Origin of the sequence: Arthrobacter sp. Cr_A7 (genome assembly GCF_029222765.1) — a bacterium.
Taxonomy (GTDB): domain Bacteria; phylum Actinomycetota; class Actinomycetes; order Actinomycetales; family Micrococcaceae; genus Arthrobacter.
In genome coordinates, this window is record NZ_JARHXQ010000092.1 from 1 (window position 1) to 1,118 (window position 1,118).

General features: G+C 62.7%; 2 protein-coding genes. Both read left to right on the forward strand.

Annotated features, from left to right (window positions below):
* Positions 1 to 892, forward strand: an 892-nt coding sequence (locus P2Q66_RS05490; RefSeq protein WP_275726207.1) for a glyceraldehyde-3-phosphate dehydrogenase, incomplete at its 5' end; no start/stop codon positions are given.
* 8 nt (positions 893 to 900) lie between these two features.
* A partial coding sequence (locus tag P2Q66_RS05495; RefSeq protein ID WP_345795618.1) for a catalase occupies positions 901 to 1,118 on the forward strand: 218 nt, incomplete at its 3' end.

Sequence of the window (1,118 nt, forward strand, 5' to 3'; positions counted from 1 at the left end):
CATCACCGCCAACGGAGTCCGGATCCAAGTGATCTACTCGAATGATCCGGCCACCATTGATTACACCGTCTATGGCATCAAGGACGCGCTGCTGGTCGATAACACCGGGCGTTGGCGTGATGCCGAAGGCCTGTCGCAGCACCTGAAGAGCAAGGGTGTTGCACGGGTCCTGCTGACCGCTCCGGGCAAGGGCGAGCTAAAGAACGTCGTCCACGGCATCAACCACGGCACCATTGAGGACACCGACCAGATCGTGTCCGCGGCGTCCTGCACCACCAACGCCATCACCCCGGTCCTGAAGGCCCTCAATGACAGGTTCGGCGTTGTCCAGGGACATGTGGAGACGGTCCACTCATTCACTAACGACCAGAACCTGATCGACAACTTCCACAAGGGCGACCGCCGGGGCCGGTCCGCTGCCTTGAACATGGTGATCACCGAGACCGGTGCTGCCAAGGCCGTGGCCAAGGCGCTGCCCGAGCTGCTCGGCAAGCTCACCGGCAGCTCCATCCGCGTCCCCACCCCGGATGTTTCGCTGGCCATCCTGAACCTGACCCTGGAAAACGGAACCACCAAGGACGAGGTCAACAATTACCTGCGTGGCATGTCGCTGCACTCGGACCTGCGCATGCAAATTGACTACATCGACTCACCCGAGGTGGTCTCCACCGATTTCGTTGGTTCCCGTCGTGCCGGCATCGTGGACGGCCTCGCGACGGTGTCCACGGACAAGAACCTGGTTGTGTACGTCTGGTATGACAACGAATTCGGCTACAGCTGCCAGGTTGTCCGCGTGATGGAGGAGATGGCCGGAATCAAGCGGCCTTCCTTCCCGGCGACGGACGTCGTGAAAGAAGCCATGTCGGTGCTCGCCGCGCTGGGCTCGGCCTAACAACCCTGATGGGAAAGCTCGTTCAGGTCAAGCGCGAGCGGGTTCCGGAGCGCGTAGTGCACGCCAAGGGCGGCGGTGCATTCGGCACGTTCAAGACCACCGAGGACATCTCGGCCTACACCAAGGCAGCCTTCCTGCAGCCCGGCGTCGAGACCGGGATGCTCATCCGCTTCTCCTCCGTCGCCGGCGAGAACGGCTCCCCGGACACCTGGCGCGATCCCCGCGG